The 14,030-nt window shown below is 72.7% G+C and carries 15 protein-coding genes, 1 tRNA gene and 1 pseudogene; 10 read left to right on the plus strand and 7 right to left on the minus strand.

The features are described from left to right. Nucleotides 1-44 precede the first annotated feature (44 nt). Both AB0I60_RS29095 and AB0I60_RS29100 read right to left on the minus strand, forming a co-directional pair. The gene (locus AB0I60_RS29095; protein ID WP_360735209.1) at nt 45-1,217 is read right to left on the minus strand and encodes a type III PLP-dependent enzyme; all 1,173 of its coding nucleotides are present in this window, start codon (nt 1,215-1,217) and stop codon (nt 45-47) included. Nucleotides 1,218-1,291: 74 nt separating this feature from the next. Next, complete coding sequence (locus tag AB0I60_RS29100; protein WP_360735349.1) at nt 1,292-2,539, minus strand: metallophosphoesterase; 1,248 nt, start codon at nt 2,537-2,539, stop codon at nt 1,292-1,294. A 123-nt stretch (nt 2,540-2,662) separates the two neighbouring features. Between AB0I60_RS29100 and AB0I60_RS29105 the strand changes: the two genes are divergently transcribed. The 3 genes from AB0I60_RS29105 to pabB all read left to right on the plus strand — a co-directional run bounded on the left by AB0I60_RS29105 (nt 2,663) and on the right by pabB (nt 6,257). After that, nucleotides 2,663-3,166, plus strand: a complete 504-nt coding sequence (locus AB0I60_RS29105; RefSeq protein ID WP_360735211.1) for a SigE family RNA polymerase sigma factor — start codon at nt 2,663-2,665, stop codon at nt 3,164-3,166. After that, a complete protein-coding gene (locus AB0I60_RS29110) occupies nt 3,163-4,065 on the plus strand; it encodes a hypothetical protein (protein ID WP_360735213.1) in 903 nt (300 codons plus the stop codon). The genes AB0I60_RS29105 and AB0I60_RS29110 overlap by 4 nt, the downstream gene beginning before the upstream one ends. A 104-nt stretch (nt 4,066-4,169) precedes the next feature. Next, nucleotides 4,170-6,257, plus strand: coding sequence for an aminodeoxychorismate synthase component I (gene pabB / locus AB0I60_RS29115; RefSeq protein WP_360735215.1), 2,088 nt, complete (start codon nt 4,170-4,172; stop codon nt 6,255-6,257). A gap of 99 nt (nt 6,258-6,356) precedes the next feature. Here pabB and AB0I60_RS29120 read toward each other — a convergent pair whose 3' ends face one another. Next, the gene (locus AB0I60_RS29120; protein ID WP_015104119.1) at nt 6,357-6,698 is read right to left on the minus strand and encodes an Lsr2 family protein; all 342 of its coding nucleotides are present in this window, start codon (nt 6,696-6,698) and stop codon (nt 6,357-6,359) included. 275 nt (nt 6,699-6,973) lie between these two features. On the opposite strand from AB0I60_RS29120, the gene AB0I60_RS29125 reads away from it, so the two are divergent. The 3 genes and pseudogenes from AB0I60_RS29125 to AB0I60_RS29135 form a co-directional block, all read left to right on the plus strand. After that, a complete protein-coding gene (locus AB0I60_RS29125; RefSeq protein ID WP_360735217.1) occupies nt 6,974-7,255 on the plus strand; it encodes a metal-sensitive transcriptional regulator in 282 nt (93 codons plus the stop codon). A gap of 98 nt (nt 7,256-7,353) precedes the next feature. After that, a tRNA-Leu gene (locus AB0I60_RS29130) sits at nt 7,354-7,430 on the plus strand. A 185-nt stretch (nt 7,431-7,615) separates the two neighbouring features. Continuing rightward, nucleotides 7,616-7,972: pseudogene (locus tag AB0I60_RS29135) on the plus strand (GNAT family N-acetyltransferase); the annotation flags it as partial. 319 nt (nt 7,973-8,291) lie between these two features. Here AB0I60_RS29135 and AB0I60_RS29140 read toward each other — a convergent pair. The 4 genes from AB0I60_RS29140 to AB0I60_RS29155 form a co-directional block, all read right to left on the minus strand. Further along, complete coding sequence (locus AB0I60_RS29140; protein WP_360735219.1) at nt 8,292-8,933, minus strand: helix-turn-helix domain-containing protein; 642 nt, start codon at nt 8,931-8,933, stop codon at nt 8,292-8,294. 47 nt (nt 8,934-8,980) lie between these two features. Then, on the minus strand, nt 8,981-9,547 hold the full coding sequence (gene shbA / locus AB0I60_RS29145) for an RNA polymerase sigma factor ShbA (protein ID WP_360735351.1): 567 nt from the start codon (nt 9,545-9,547) through the stop codon (nt 8,981-8,983). Between the two features lie 185 nt (nt 9,548-9,732). Beyond that, nucleotides 9,733-10,470: a sigma factor-like helix-turn-helix DNA-binding protein gene (locus AB0I60_RS29150; RefSeq protein WP_360735221.1), complete on the minus strand. Its 738-nt coding sequence runs from the start codon at nt 10,468-10,470 to the stop codon at nt 9,733-9,735. A gap of 171 nt (nt 10,471-10,641) precedes the next feature. After that, nucleotides 10,642-11,526 (minus strand): NAD(P)-binding domain-containing protein, encoded by an 885-nt coding sequence (locus AB0I60_RS29155; protein WP_360735223.1) that lies wholly within the window; start codon nt 11,524-11,526, stop codon nt 10,642-10,644. Nucleotides 11,527-11,627: 101 nt separating this feature from the next. Between AB0I60_RS29155 and AB0I60_RS29160 the strand changes: the two genes are divergently transcribed. The 4 genes from AB0I60_RS29160 to kdpA all read left to right on the plus strand — a co-directional run bounded on the left by AB0I60_RS29160 (nt 11,628) and on the right by kdpA (nt 14,004). Then, nucleotides 11,628-11,966, plus strand: coding sequence for a helix-turn-helix domain-containing protein (locus AB0I60_RS29160; RefSeq protein WP_360735353.1), 339 nt, complete (start codon nt 11,628-11,630; stop codon nt 11,964-11,966). A 195-nt stretch (nt 11,967-12,161) separates the two neighbouring features. Continuing rightward, the gene (locus AB0I60_RS29165) at nt 12,162-12,284 is read left to right on the plus strand and encodes a hypothetical protein (protein ID WP_360735225.1); all 123 of its coding nucleotides are present in this window, start codon (nt 12,162-12,164) and stop codon (nt 12,282-12,284) included. Further along, nucleotides 12,281-12,382 carry a K(+)-transporting ATPase subunit F gene (gene kdpF, locus AB0I60_RS29170; protein ID WP_360735227.1) on the plus strand — a complete coding sequence of 34 codons (102 nt, stop codon included), beginning with the start codon at nt 12,281-12,283 and terminating at the stop codon, nt 12,380-12,382. The genes AB0I60_RS29165 and kdpF overlap by 4 nt, the downstream gene beginning before the upstream one ends. Beyond that, nucleotides 12,382-14,004, plus strand: coding sequence for a potassium-transporting ATPase subunit KdpA (gene kdpA / locus AB0I60_RS29175; RefSeq protein ID WP_360735229.1), 1,623 nt, complete (start codon nt 12,382-12,384; stop codon nt 14,002-14,004). Before kdpF ends, kdpA begins: the two co-directional genes overlap by 1 nt. The last annotated feature ends 26 nt before the right edge of the window (nt 14,005-14,030 follow it).

Below are 14,030 nucleotides of genomic sequence, written 5' to 3' on the forward strand. Positions count from 1 at the left end.
AACATCTTGAGAAGGGGTCGTGCGTCTTACGGGCAGGAGCGCGCTCATCGCACGCAGTAGGTGGCCAACGGCTCGAAGCCGTTGAAGGCCACGGAGGAGTAGCTCGCGGTGTACGCCCCGGCGCACAGCAGGTCCACGTGGTCGCCGGCCCGGAGGTCCAGGGGCAGCTCGTAGCACGTGTTCTGGTACAGCACGTCGTCCGCGTCGCACGTCGGCCCCGCGATCACGACGGGACCGGTCGGCCCGCCGTCGCGGCTGGTCCGCAGCGGGTAGGCGATCGCCTCGCCCTCGGTCTCCGCGAGGCCGCCGTAGCGGCCGACGTCGAGGAACACCCAGCGGCGCTCGTCCGCATAGGACTTGCGCGACACGAGCACGACCTCGGAGCGCAGCACCCCGGACTCGGCCACCAGCGCGCGACCCGGCTCGACCATCACCGCCGGCGCGAAGGCCCCGAAGTGCCGGGCGACCGACGCGGTGATGGCGGCGGCGTAGTCGGCCAGCGGCGGCAGCGGGTCCAGGTACCCGGCGGGCAGCCCGCCGCCCAGGTTCACCGTCGACAGCTCGACGCCCTCGGCGCGCAGCTTCGCGGTCACCTCGGCGGCGTCGGCGATCGCGGCGTCCCACCCGGTCGGGTCGAGCTGCTGCGAGCCGGCGTGGAACGCCACGCCCAGCGGCACCAGGCCGAGGTCCCGCGCGAGGCGCAGGAGGTCGGTCGCCATCTCCGGCGCGCAGCCGAACTTCTTGCCGAACGGGTAGGTGGAGGTGTTGGCGTCCACCAGGATCCGCAGCATCACCGACGCGCCGGGGGCGTGCTCGGCCACCGCCCGCACGTCCTGCTCGCTGTCCGACACGAACAGCCGCACGCCGCGACCGTGCGCGTAGGCGATGTCCCGGGCCTTCTTGATGGGGTTGCTGTAGGAGATCGCCGCCGGCCGCGCGCCCTGCGCCAGGCACAGGTCGATCTCGCGGGGGCTGGCGACGTCGAAGCTCGACCCCTCGGCGGCCAGCAGGCCGACGACCTCGGGCGTCGGGTTGGCCTTGACCGCGTAGAAGATGCCCACGCCGGGCAGCGCGTCGCGCAGCGCGGTGAACCGGTCGCGGACCGTGGGCAGGTCGATGACCAGGCAGGGGGTGGCGGGTCGCTCACCGTCCAGGAAACGACGAATACGAGCTGTTGCCTCGTGGTGGAGCCGTTGGCCGGCAAAGCTCGTCTTCATCTCGCTAGGGGTCCCCCTCCGCAACCGCGTGCTGGCACGGCCGTCCACTCTAGGCGGTCCAGGTGAAGAACGCCCTATCGGCCGGCGAAGTTGTGATGCAGCTCCACCACCGTGATGTCCGGCGGGGCGCCCACGCGGACCGGTGGGCCCCAGAACCCGGCGCCGTTGCTGGTGTACACCTGCGTGCCGTCGACGGTGGCCAGACCGCTGCGGACGGGCTGCTGCAAGCCGACCGCGAGGTGGAACGGGAACATCTGGCCGCCGTGCGTGTGGCCGGAGAGCTGGAGGTCCACGCCGTGCGCGGCGGCTTCGCGCGCCTGCACCGGCTGGTGCGCCAACAGCACCACCGGGTTGCTCCGGTCGCGCCCGCCCAGCGCCCGCGCGAAGTCCGGGCCGTCGTCGAAGGAGCGCCCGGTGACGTCGTTGACCCCGGCGAGGTCGAACCCGGCGCCGGCCCGCTCGACGCGCAGCCGCTCGTTGCGCAGCGGGTGCACGCCGAGCCGGTCCAGCTCGGTCAGCCACGGCTCCGCGCCCGAGTAGTACTCGTGGTTGCCGGTGACGAAGTAGGAGCCGTGCGTGCTCACCAGGTCGCGCAGCGGAGCCGCCGCCTCGCCCAGCTCCTCGACCGTGCCGTCCACCAGGTCGCCGACGACCGCCACCAGGTCGACCTGCTGCTCGTTGATCATCCGCACGATGCGCTCGGTGTGCGAACGGCCCAGCAGCGGGCCCAGGTGGATGTCGCTCACCACGGCGATGCGGTAGCCGGACAGCTTCGGGTCGAGCTTGGCCAGCGCGACGGGCACCCGCTTGACCAGCGGGTCGCCCAGCGCCTGGGTCGCGCCGTAGCCGACCACCCCCACGGCGGCCACCCCGCCGACGGCGGCCAGCGACCGCGCGATGAACAGCCGCCTGCTCGGCCCGTCCGGCGCACCGGGCGGGGTGCCTGCTTCGGTGCCCGTCGTGGTGCCGGCCGGCTCCCGCGCGGGCACGTCGGCCGAGGGCTCGGCCACGTCGGCGGCGGGGACGGCCGCGTCGTGCGCGGGGACGGGCGCGGACCGGCGGCGGGCGGCGCGGTTGAGCAACGCGCGCGGCACCTCCAGCACGGCGAACAGCAGCGCCAGGTAGAACACGCACGCCAGCCACAGGTAGCCCGGCCAGGCCAGGACGCCTACGTTCGTGGCCACGCCCGCGACCAGCAGCGCGAACAGGCCCACCACGACCGCCGTGCCGATCCGCCGCGCCCGGCCGGGAGGGGTGGTGTCGCGGACCGCGCGCCGCCAGACGTAGTAGTGGGCCGCGCCCATGACGACGGCGAACAGCACGATGAACAACTCGCGGCCTCCCGGTGGTGTGCGGCCAAGTCTCCACGAAATTCCGGGCGCACGTGCAACCGCCCGGGTCGCCGGCGGCGTGACTAACCCGGTACCGCGGGATTGGGGAGACAGATGAGTGATCGGGACACCGCGTTCGCGGAGTACTTCGCGGCGCGGTCCGACGCCATGCGGGGCACGGCGTACCTGCTGTGCCACGACTGGCACCGTGCGGAGGACCTGGTCCAGGCCGCGTTCGCCAAGCTCTACGTGGCGTGGCCGAGGATCGACCGGCACGAGGCACTCGACGCCTACACCCGGCGGACGCTGGTCCGGACGTTCGTGTCCGAGCTGCGCCGGGGGTGGTTCCGCAGGGAACGCGTGAGCGACTCGACGCCGGAGGCCGAGGGCGTCGGTCGGGGGTCGGTGGAGGACCGGCTGGTGCTCCTCGAAGCGCTGGCGGAGGTGCCGCCGAGGCAGCGCGCGGTCCTGGTCCTGCGGTACTGGGAAGACCTGTCGGTCGAGGAGACCGCCAGGGCGTTGCGCTGTTCCGAGGGAACGGTGAAGAGCCAGGCCGCGCGGGGGCTGCAGACGCTGCGCGGCCTGATCACCCCGCAGCAGGGAGAAGTGGTGCGATGAACGAGGACGAGCTGAAGAGCGCGTTGCACGACGCGATGGTGGCGAGCAGCCCGCCGCCTCCGATGAGCCCCGACGCCGCGCTGGAGGCCGGCCGGAACGCCCGGCGCCGGCGCAAGGCGGCCTGGGGCGGCGCGGTGGCGGGCCTGGCCGTGGTGGCGATCACCGTGGGCGCGGTGCTGGTGCCGCAGGTCACCGGCGGGGCCGGCGCGGGACCGGTGCTCCAGGCGGGTGGGTCGGGGGTGACGCCGACCGGGCTGCCCGCCACGACCACCGGGACGTCCGCGCCGTCCGGGACTTCGGGGTCGACCGAGACGCCGTGGCCGGACGGGCAGACCGACCGGACCGCGACCAGCGGGCCGCGCGCGGTCAAGTCCGTGACGCTGCTCAACGAGCTGGGGTCGTCGCTCCCGCCGACGTACCAGGCCGTGGACAAGGAGGCCGTCGCGGAGCAGTGGGCCGGGCCGATGCGCTACGCCCAGTCCCAGTTCGACTCCTACGTCGACGGCGACCGGCAGGTGTGGGAGTACCTGGCGACGACCCCGGTGGTGCAGGACGGGGCACCGGGCGTCGGGCGGCTGTGGATCCAGGTCGAGACCAGGGGCAACCGCCTGTCCACCATCGCCACGCCGTGCGACGCCAAGGAGGCCACCTGGGCCATCCGGGGTGCCTGCCAGGTGGTCGACGTGGGTGGGAAGCAGGTCGGCCTGCTCGTCCGGGACCCGGCCGAGGAGTCCGAGATGGACGAGCTGGTGATCTACCGGCACCCGGACGGCACGCTGGTGTCGATCGGGCAGTCCGCCGAGTTCCGGCGCAGCGGGCACCCGGCGCTGGACGGCCAGGTGTTCACCCGCGAGCAGTTGGCGGCGCTCGCCGTCGCGGACCGCTTCCACCTGGACTGATCGGCCGCGGTGACCGGAGGGGCCGGGTGTGTCCGGCCTCTCCGGTCCGGTGCCGCCCGAGGTGGTCCGTTCGGGTGTTTTGCCAGGTACCGTGCTGTGTTGCCATGCGGACCCTGCTCATCGACAACTACGACTCGTTCACGTTCACCCTGTTCCAGTACCTGGCGGAGGTGAACGGGGGCGAACCCGTCGTCGTGCGCAACGACGACCCCCGGTTCCGCCTGTCCGACCTGCGCCGGTTCGACGCCGTGGTGATCTCGCCCGGCCCCGGCCGGCCGGGCAACCCCGCCGACTTCGGCCTGTGCCGCGCCGTGGTCGACCACGGCGACCTGCCGCTGCTCGGCGTCTGCCTCGGGCACCAGGGCCTGTGCCTCGCGCACGGCGCGTCGGTCGGCCTGGTCACGCCCCGGCACGGCGTGGTCGACCAGGTCCGGCACACGGGCGTCGACCTGTTCGCCGGGCTGCCCTCGCCGCTGACGGCGGTGCGCTACCACTCGCTGGCCGTGACGGACCTGCCGCCGTCGCTGGAGGCGGTGGCCTGGTCGGAGTCCGACGGCGTGCTGATGGGCGTGCGCGCCCTCGACCGGCCCGCGTGGGGCGTGCAGTTCCACCCCGAGTCGATCGCCACCGCCCACGGCCACGGCCTGCTGGCCAACTTCCGCGACCTGGCCACCGCCCACGCCACCACCGCCGTGCCCGCCGCCGTTGCACCCGCTGCCGCCGTGCCTGCCGCCACGTCTTTCGCTACCGCGCGTCCGGCCCCGCCAACGGCCGCCGTGCCCACGCCTGCTGAGACGCGGGCGGTCACCGTGCGGAAGGTCGAACTGCACCCGTCACCGGAACGGGTGTTCGCGGAGCTGTACGGGGCCTCCTCCACCGCCTTCTGGCTCGACAGCAGCGAGGTGGGGGCGCGCGGCCGGTTCTCGGTCATGGGCGACGCCGGAGGGCCGCTGGCGCGCATCGCCACCTACGACGTGTCGACCGGCTCGGTCACGGTTCGCAGCGGATCGTCCGGCGACGAGCAGTTCCAGGGGCCGTTCTTCGACTGGTTGGCGGCGGACCTCGCGGCCAATCGGACGGCGGTCCCGGACGTGCCGTTCGAGTTCCACCTCGGGTGGGTCGGCTACCTCGGGTACGAGATGAAAGCGGAATGCGGGGGCGACGCGGCGCACCGTTCGGAGCAACCGGATGCCGCGTTCGTGTTCGCCGATCGGGCGCTGGTCTTCGACCATCTGGAGCGGTGCGTCCACCTGTTGGCGCTCACCGACGCGGACGGGTGGTTGGACCGAACGGCGGCGTTGCTCACCCGTGTCGGCGATAGCCCGCCGGCACCTGTTTCAGGGGCGGTCGCCGAGTCCGTGCGACTGCGCCACAACCGGGCCCAATACCTGAAACTCGTGGACGCGTGCCAAGAGGCCATCACCGAGGGCGAGAGCTATGAGGTGTGCCTGACCAACGAGGTCGCCTGGCACGGCCGGGTCGACCCGTGGGAGGCGTACCGGTTCCTGCGCGCGGAAAGCCCGGCGCCGTTCGGGGCGTTGCTCCGTTTCGACGCGCTGTGCGTGCTCAGCACTTCACCCGAGCGGTTCATCCGGATCGACCGGGAGGGTGTCGTCGAATCCGAGCCAATCAAGGGCACCCGCCCGCGCGGCGCGACCCCCGCCGCCGACCGGGCTTTGCGCACGTCGTTGGCCACCAGCGAGAAGGACCGGGCCGAGAACCTCATGATCGTGGACCTGGTCCGCAATGATCTGGGCCATTGCGCGGAAGTGGGCAGCGTCGAGGTGCCCAGGATCTTCGCGGTGGAGACCTACGCCACGGTGCACCAGCTCGTCAGCACCGTTCGGGCGCGTCTTCGGGCCGGCGCTTCGGCCGTCTCCGCAGTTAGGGCCGCGTTCCCCGGCGGGTCGATGACCGGGGCGCCCAAGATCCGGACAATGCAGATCATCGACGGGCTGGAAGCCGGGCCGCGTGGTGTCTACTCGGGTGCGCTGGGTTACTTCTCGCTGTCCGGAACGGCCGACTTCAGCATCGTCATCAGGACGCTGGTGGCCGACCGGGACAAGGTGAGTTTCGGCGTGGGCGGCGCGGTCATCGCGCTGTCCGACCCCGCCGAGGAATTCGAGGAGACGGCGGTCAAGGCGACCGCCCTGCTCCGGCTGCTCGGCACCGGGTTTCCCGGCCGGGACTGAATGCCCTGACCTGCGGTTTCCGCCGACGAGCTGCGGTCGGCCCGGGTTTTCCCCTGCGGCGGGCGTGGTCGCGCCGCAGGGGAAAACGCCCGGAGCGGCTCAGGAGGCGTGGGCTTCCTGGAACTGCACGACCAGGCCCTGGGGAATGCGGCCCCGGTCCGAGATCTGGTGCCCCTGGGCCCGTGCCCAGTCCCGAATGGCCTGCGCCTGGGCCTTGTCACCAGCCTTTACCGTGCTCTTGCCGGTGCCCTTGCGCTGCTTGCGGCCACCCGCGCGACGCGCCTTGGCGACGAAGTCGGCCAGGGACTCGCGGAGCTTGTCCGCATTGTCCTTGGAGAGGTCGATGGAGTACTCCACACCGTCCAAGGCGAAGGTCACGGTCTCGGCGGCTTCGCTGCCGTCGAGGTCGTCGATGAGTTGGACGACGGTCTGCTGTGCCACTGTTCCTCCGTGTGTGCTCGCATAGCGCGTGTTGCCGTCTACTTGTATCTGCGCCACACGCTTCGGACGACACCATAGTGCACGGAAGGAATATCGCCTAACCTTTCGTCCCGAAAATGTGTCCGATGCCCCCGGACGGGTCATTTTGCCGGCTAAACCACCGCTGCCGAAATGTGAGCCCGCCCTTCGGCGTCACACGTGGTGCCGGTCACACCCGGACGGGTGGCCTATCCTGGTGGTCGGATACCCGCCCAGGGTAGGGAAGGCCGGGAGCGATGCACGGTTACACAGCGGACAAGGACGCTTACCTCAAGCGCCTGCGCCGCATCGAGGGACAGGTCCGCGGCCTGCAGCGCATGGTCGAGAACGACGAGTACTGCATCGACGTGCTGACCCAGATCTCGGCCGCGACCAAGGCGCTCCAGGCGGTCTCCCTGGGCCTGCTGGACGAGCACCTGAAGCACTGCGTCGCCCAGGCCGCCGCCGAGGGCGGCGAGGTGGCCGAGGAGAAGCTCGCCGAGGCCTCCGCCGCGATCACCCGCCTGGTCCGCTCGTAACCCCCGACCACCGCCCGCCCGCGACCGCCGCCGGCGCGTCGGTGCGGCCAGGGGCACGCGGCAGCGCGTCCACCTGATCCAGTACAGTGCTCGCACTGGCCCCCGTAGCCCAACCGGCAGAGGCAGCGGACTCAAAATCCGTCCAGTGTCAGTTCGACTCTGACCGGGGGCACCAGAACTCCTCGCCCGGCCGCTCCGGTCGGTGCCTCCCCGCCCCGGCAGAGTCGGGTCCCCGCACCGTCCGGCGCTCCGGGAGTCCCTGCCGATCCGAAGTGGTGGGTCGTGGTCGTCACCACGTTGGCCGAGCGGCCCGACCTGCTGGAAGCCGCGCTGGGGCTCGGCGGGGTCGGGGCCGAGTTCATGGGGCACGACCCGGTCGCCGAGCTGGTCCGGGCGCGGCGGTTGGCGCGGCGGTGGCCCGAGCACTTCCTCGTGGTGCTCGACGGTGGCGTGCCGGCCGCGCGGGCGGTCGCGGTGCCGTTGGTGTTCCCGGACTCCGAGCGGACGGAGCTGCCCGACCACGGGTGGGACGGCGTGATCCTCTGGGCGGTGCAGGACGCGCTCGACGGGCGGGTGCCGACGTGCGCGGCTGCCCTCGACGTGCAGGTCGCCGCCGGGCGCCGGGGGCGCGGGATCGCCGCCGAGGCGTTGACCCACCTGCGCGATTCGGTGCGGGAGCGGGGGTTGCGGCGGTTGGTGATCCCGGTGCGGCCGACGTCGAAGGACCGGCACCCGGTGCTGACGATGGGGGAGTTCCTGGCGCTTCGCCGACCCGACGGGCTGCCGGCGCACCCGTGGCTGCGCACCCACGAGCGGCTCGGCGGCCGGGTGGTGAAGGTCGCGCCGTTCTCCATGACGGTCGTCGGCAGCCTGGCCCAGTGGCGGTCGTGGACCGGTGGCGCGCTGGTCGACGGGGAGAACGTGGTCGACGGCGCCCTGGCCCCGGTGCTGGTGTCCACGGGGTCGGACGTCGGCGTCTACGTCGAGCCGAACGTCTGGGTCGAGCACGACCTGCCGGCCCAGGACGAGGGCGCGGCTAGAGGGCGTCCCGCACGTCCAGCCGCACGGACGGCGGCAGCGGTGCGGCGCGGTCCGCCCGGAACGAGTCCAGCAGGTACGCCACCAGCCGGCGGGACGCCGCCACCTTCGCCGTGGTGGACGTGGCGGCGATGCCGTTGTTGGCCATCAGCAGCAGGAGCAGGTCGTCGGGCGTGAAGTCGGCGCGCAGCGCGCCGGCCGCCTTCGCCCGCGAGATCAGCACGGCCACCTTCGCCAGCGCCCGGCGGCGTTCCCCGGCCACGTCGACCACGCCGGGGAAGGCCGCCAGGACCGCCGCGCCGAACCCCCGGTCGGCGATCTGCATCGCGGTGATCTTCTCGACGGCGGTGCGGAAGCCGCGCCACGGGTCGGGGTCGGCCAGCGCCTCGTCCACGGCGGCCCCGCACAGGCCGAACTGGTCGGCGAACACCTCGGTGACCAGGGTGCGCTTGGTGGGGAAGCGGCGGTAGAGCGTCGCCACACCCACACCGGCGTGCCGGGCCACCGCCGCCATCGGCACGTCCAGGCCCCGGTCGGCGAACAGCTCGCGGGCCACGTCGACGATGCGGTCGCGGTTGTGCCTCGCGTCGGCGCGCAGGCCCGGCGCGGACTTCGGGGAGCCGGGCACCTCGGGTCTCACCCCCTCATCGTAGGGACGCGCGGTGGTCGCCTGCGGTGGTGAGGGGGTCAGCGTTCGAGGCGGGCGGGGTCGGCGGCCACGGTGTCGCGCAGGCGGGTCAGCGCGCGGTGCTGGGCCACCCGGACCGCGCCCGGGGTCGAGCCCACCGCCTCCGCCGTCTCCTCCGCCGACAGGCCGACCACCACGCGCAGCAGCAGGATCTCCCGCTGCTTCTCGGGCAGCACCCGCAGCAGCTCGGTCAAGCGGCGGGACACGTCGCCGGCCAGGGCGCGCTGCTCGGGACCGTCGCCGGGATCGGGGCCGTCCGGCGGTTCGGCGACCGGCACGGAGCGGTTGCGCGCGGCCGAGCGGTGGGCGTCGGCGACCTTGTGCGCGGCGATGCCGTACACGAAGGCCAGGAACGGCCGGCCCTGCGCCCGGTAGGACGGCAGGGCGCTGAGCACCGCCAGGCACACCTCCTGGGCGACGTCGTCGGACGTGGCGGACGACCGGCCGTCGCGGCCCAGCCGCGCCCGGCAGTACCGCACCACCATCGGGCGGACTGCGGCGAGCAGGTGGTGCACCGCGTCGCGGTCCCCGGCGACGGCCGCCGCGACGTCGTCCTCGGACAGCAGCGACGCGGGCTTGGGGCCGGGTGCCGCCGGGCCGGTGTTCCCGGTGCGCTCGACCAGGGCGCGGGCCGCGTCCGGCTTCACCCGCGCGGCGAGGCCGGTCGACACCTCGTCGGCCAGCGACGAGCCGGCCACCTCGGCGGGCGAGGTCCGGCGGTGCACCCCGGACGAGAGGTCCGTCGTCGACATCACCGGTCTCCTTCCAGGATCGACGCGCGGGCGGTCTGCCGGGCCCGGCGCAGCCGTCCCTCCACCGCTCTCGGCGTGAGGCGCAGGAGCTCCGCGATCTCGGCGTGCGAGAAGTTCTGGTGGTGCAGGAAGAGCACCGTACCGGCGTCCTGGCCGAGGTGTTCGAACAGGGCGTCCACGGCGACCCGCCCGACCACCACGTCCTCCGTCGACCGGCTGCCCTGGTACCGCTCGACCGGCGCCCAGCCGTCGAGCAGCTCGACGTCCTGCCAGTCCCGGCGGGCGCGCTGCCACTTGCGGTAGACGTTGGGGAAGCTCAGCACGCAGGCGTTCTCGAAGTACCGCCGCAGCGTCAGGCCGCCCGTCGGCGACCACTGCCGCCCGGCGATGCCGCGCTCGGCGAACAGGGCGAGGCCGTCCTGCACGACGTCCATCGCCAGTTCCTCGGCATCCTCCGGCAGCACGGGCTGTTGGTGCAGGTGGCGGCCACGGCGGCGGCAGCTCGCGAAGATCGCCCCGGACCCGATCAGCGGTGTAACGAACCCCAGGCCGTACACGACAAGGCGGGTGCGGAGGGCGTCCCACACGGCGTCGGTGAACCCGCGCTCGCGGAGGTGCTCCACGAGCACCTCGTCCGAGTGCCCGGCGGAACGGCCGCCGAGGTCGCGCACGAGGTCGGCGGGCGGTGCGGAGCCGTCCGGTCCGTGGTCCGGAGGCTCGGGTGGTGAACCCTCCATGCGGTGTCCCCTACGTCAACGACATCAGATGGTGCCCTTCACCCTTCCCAATGTCACCGCATTCCGCGGTGCCCATGCGAGATCGCCATTTCCACGTGACGTGGCATCGCCTCCGCCCACCGGGCCGGACCAGGGGCGGTCCGGGCCCGGTCCACTGTGGACTGTGAAGGTCTACTCCCGACCGGCGACCGGATCCGGCCGAACGGGTGCGCGCAGCAGCTCGACCAGCGCCGACACGCTCTGCTCCTGCCTGCCCCCGGCCACCGCGCGCCGCAGCAGGTCGTGCAGGGGGTCGAGCCACCGCCCGTCGAGCCCGGCCTCCGCCACCAGCTCGCGGTCCTGTGTGACGCCCTCGTGGAACAGCCCGACCGACGACTGGAGCCGGGTGTAGTCGCCGGAGTCGACCTCGTCGGCCACCACCGGCAGCACGGACGCGATCATCCCCAGCCACTTGACGGTGTGCGGCACGAGTGATGTCGCCGGCAGCCCGCGCCGGGTGACCAGCGCCGCGCCCTGGAGGAAGCCGACCAGCGCCGGCAGCAGCGTCCCGCCCACCGCCGCCTCGTACAGCTTCGCCAGGTCCACTTCGGTGCCCAGCAGCGACGTGTCGCCGCCCAGCACCCGCAGGACGTCCTCGTGCTCGGCGTACACGGTGGCGTCGCCGCTGTAGTAGAGCTGCGTGTCCGGTGCGCCCACGGCCTCCGGCACGTTCTTGATCGCGCCGTCCAGGAACCGCGCGCCCCGCGCCCCGGCCCACTCCGCCATGCGCCGCGCGCCCGCCGGCGTGCCGGAGTTGAGCGTGACCAGGTCGGGCAGCCGGTCGACCGGGGCCAGCGCGGACGTGGTCGCGTCGTAGGTCGTCAGGCACGCGACGACCAGTGGGCTCGCCGCGACCGCCGCCGCGACGTCGGGGGCCTCCACCACGCCGGTCAGCGCGGCGGCCCTGCCGGGCGTGCGGTTCCACACCGTCGTCCGGTGGCCGGCGGCGGCGAACGCCGCCGCCAGGGCGCGGCCCATCGCGCCGAGGCCGAGCACGGTGACCGGGGTGCTGCTCATGGTTCTCCTCCTGGAGGTCGGTGCCCGCCATGCTGCGAGCACCGCCGGGGCTGATCAAGTACCGTCTTTTTTGCCGGGTACGGACCTTTTCGCCGGGGGGACTGGTGAAGCACCGCAAGTACACCTGTGGTCTGGACGCCGCGATCGACGTGCTGGGCGGCAAGTGGAAGCCGTTGATCCTGTGGGAGCTGCTCGAAGACCCGCTGCGGTTCGGCGAGCTGGGCCGCGCGGTGCCCGGGATCAGCGAGCGGGTGCTGATCACCCAGCTGCGCGAGTTGCAGCACGCCGGCCTGGTGCACCGCGAGTCGCACCCCGAGGTGCCGCCGAGAGTCGAGTACTCGCTGACCGGGTTCGGCCGCTCGCTGATGGCCGCCGTGCTGCCGCTCGGCGAGTGGGGCGAGCGGAACCTGGCCCGGATCGAGGCGATCCCGCGCGACTGACCCGGCACCGCGACCGCCCCGGCCCTGTCGTCACCCGGGGTAGCCGGGTTCGTTCGTCCGGGTGTACGGCCTGGTGAGAGCCACGTCTCCCGATCATCAACGGCGCGTAAAGATGGCGTCGAGGGGTGTCAAGGCGGCATCAGGCGCGTAAAGACGCCCCGCTTCCCGATGCACCCTTTCCGGCGTCAGGGCCTGATGGGACGGCCCGGGAGAAGTCGGGAAGGGAGCGCGTTCATGGCCGACCTGGCTTATGCGCTGCTGCTGATCGGGATCTTCGCGCTGGTGGCGCTCGGCGTGCGCGGACTGGAGAAGCTGTGAGCGGCACGGGAGTCGTGGCGAACGTGGTCGCCGGCGTGCTCGCCCTGGCGCTGCTCGGCTACCTGTTCGTCGCCCTGATCAGGCCGGAGAAGTTCTGATGTCGTCCACTGCGGCCGGCCTGCTCCAGGTCGGCCTGCTGATCGCCGCCCTCGCCGTGGTCTACCGGCCCTTCGGCGACTACATGGCGCGCGTCTACACCGTGACCGGCCACACGCGCTTCGAGCGCGCCGTCTACCGGATGGCGCGCGTCGACCCCGCGTCCGAGCAGCGCTGGGGCACCTACGCGTTGGGGGTGCTGGGTTTCTCGTTCGTCGGCATCGTCCTGCTCTACGTCCTGCAACGCGTCCAGTCGGTGCTGCCGTTCGACTTCGGCCGGGGCGACGTCGGGCCGGGCATGGCGTTCAACACCGCCGTCAGCTTCGTGACCAACACCAACTGGCAGTCCTACGTGCCGGAAACCGTGCTGGGCCACGCGGTCCAGGCGGTCGGGCTCACGGTGCAGAACTTCGTGTCCGCCGCCGTCGGCATGGCCGTCGCGGTCGCGCTGGTGCGCGGGTTCGTGCGGCACCGGACCGACCGCCTGGGCAACTTCTGGGTCGACCTGGTGCGCGGCACGGTCCGCATCCTGCTGCCGGTGGCGCTCGTGTTCGCCGTCGTGCTGGTGGCGCTCGGCGTGGTGATGAGCTTCGAACCGGGCGTGACCGTGGACGGGCACACCGTGGCCACCGCGCCCGTGGCGAGCCAGGAGGTCGTCAAGCTGCTCGGCACCAACGGGGGCGGCGTGCTCAACGCCAACTCCGCGCACCCGTTCGAGAATCCCAGCGCCTGGACCAACCTCGTCGAGGTCTTCCTGATCCTGGTCATCCCGGTCTGCCTGACCCGCACGTTCGGCACGCTGGTCGGCGACCGCCGCCAGGGCGGCGTGCTGCTGGGCGTCATGGGCGCGCTGTGGACGGCGATGCTCGCGGTGATCTGGGTCGCCGAGGCGCACGGCCTGCGCCCGTTGGAGGGCAAGGAACTGCGGTTCGGCGTGCCGTCGAGCGCATTGTTCGCCGACTCCACCACGGGCACGTCGACCGGCGCGGTGAACTCGCTGCACGACTCGTACACCGGGCTGGGCGGCGGCGGCACGCTGCTGAACATGCTGTTCGGCGAGATGACGCCCGGCGGCGTCGGCACCGGGCTCTACAGCATCCTGGTGATGGCGGTGATCGCCCTGTTCCTGGCCGGCCTCATGGTCGGCCGCACGCCCGAGTACCTGGGCAAGAAGCTGGGCCGCCGCGAGGTGACCGCCGCCGCCGTGTCGGTCCTGGCCATGCCGACCGTGCTGCTGGTCGGCGCGGGCACCGCCGCGATCCTGCCGGGGACGCGGGAGGCGTTGACCAACTCCGGCCCGCACGGCCTGTCCGAGCTGCTCTACGCCTACGCGTCCGCCTCGAACAACAACGGCAGCGCGTTCGCCGGCATCACGGTGACCAGCGACTGGTTCCAGGCGTCCCTGGGGGTGTGCATGGCGCTGGGCCGGTTCGTGCCGATCGTCGCCGTGCTGTGCCTGGCCGGGTCGCTGGCCGCGCAGAAGAAGGTGCCGGTCACCGCCGGGACGCTGCCCACCACGGGCCCGTTGTTCGGCACCCTGCTGGGCGGCAGCGTCGTGCTGGTCGCCGCGCTCACCTTCGTCCCCGCTCTCGCCCTCGGTCCCATCGCGGAGGCCCTGCTGTGACCACCACCGACACTCCACGAAGGACT

Source organism: Actinosynnema sp. NPDC050436 (genome assembly GCF_040655415.1).
Lineage (GTDB): Bacteria > Actinomycetota > Actinomycetes > Mycobacteriales > Pseudonocardiaceae > Actinosynnema.

Bases quoted from the DNA above. Each gene is read 5' to 3' on its own strand.
- kdpA (WP_360735229.1), top strand. From the start codon at position 12,382: ATGTCGTCCACTGCGGCCGGCCTGCTCCAGGTCGGCCTGCTGATCGCC.
- AB0I60_RS29095 (WP_360735209.1), bottom strand. From the start codon at position 1,217: ATGAAGACGAGCTTTGCCGGCCAACGGCTCCACCACGAGGCAACAGCT.
- AB0I60_RS29105 (WP_360735211.1), top strand. From the start codon at position 2,663: ATGAGTGATCGGGACACCGCGTTCGCGGAGTACTTCGCGGCGCGGTCC.
- AB0I60_RS29125 (WP_360735217.1), top strand. From the start codon at position 6,974: ATGCACGGTTACACAGCGGACAAGGACGCTTACCTCAAGCGCCTGCGC.
- AB0I60_RS29110 (WP_360735213.1), top strand. From the start codon at position 3,163: ATGAACGAGGACGAGCTGAAGAGCGCGTTGCACGACGCGATGGTGGCG.
- AB0I60_RS29155 (WP_360735223.1), bottom strand. From the start codon at position 11,526: ATGAGCAGCACCCCGGTCACCGTGCTCGGCCTCGGCGCGATGGGCCGC.
- pabB (WP_360735215.1), top strand. From the start codon at position 4,170: ATGCGGACCCTGCTCATCGACAACTACGACTCGTTCACGTTCACCCTG.
- AB0I60_RS29150 (WP_360735221.1), bottom strand. From the start codon at position 10,470: ATGGAGGGTTCACCACCCGAGCCTCCGGACCACGGACCGGACGGCTCC.
- AB0I60_RS29165 (WP_360735225.1), top strand. From the start codon at position 12,162: ATGGGACGGCCCGGGAGAAGTCGGGAAGGGAGCGCGTTCATGGCCGAC.